This is a genomic window from Thioclava sp. UBA3469, assembly GCF_002378135.1.
In the GTDB taxonomy this organism is placed as follows: Bacteria; Pseudomonadota; Alphaproteobacteria; order Rhodobacterales; family Rhodobacteraceae; genus Thioclava; species Thioclava sediminum.
In genome coordinates this window covers 4,244-4,454 of record NZ_DFRG01000269.1, presented here as the reverse complement: position 1 = coordinate 4,454, position 211 = coordinate 4,244, and the positions used below count along the sequence as shown (strand labels likewise).

Sequence of the window (211 nt, the reverse complement as noted above, 5' to 3'; positions counted from 1 at the left end):
CCATGCCGACCGCGATGCCGCTTGCGCCATTGGCCAGGAGATTCGGGAAGGCGGCGGGCAGCACGACCGGCTCGGTCAGCGTGCCGTCGTAATTCGGGCGGTAATCGACCGCGTCCTCGGCCAGACCTTGCAGAAGCGCTTCGGACGGAGAGGCCAGACGCGCCTCGGTGTAACGCGAGGCTGCCGGGTTATCGCCGTCGATATTGCCGAA

1 protein-coding gene is annotated in these 211 nt (G+C 66.8%); it reads right to left on the bottom strand.

Features of this window, described 5'->3' with window-relative positions:
* Window positions 1-211 (bottom strand): DNA gyrase subunit A (locus B3D39_RS19540; RefSeq protein WP_286789993.1); only part of this gene is annotated, 211 nt, incomplete at both ends.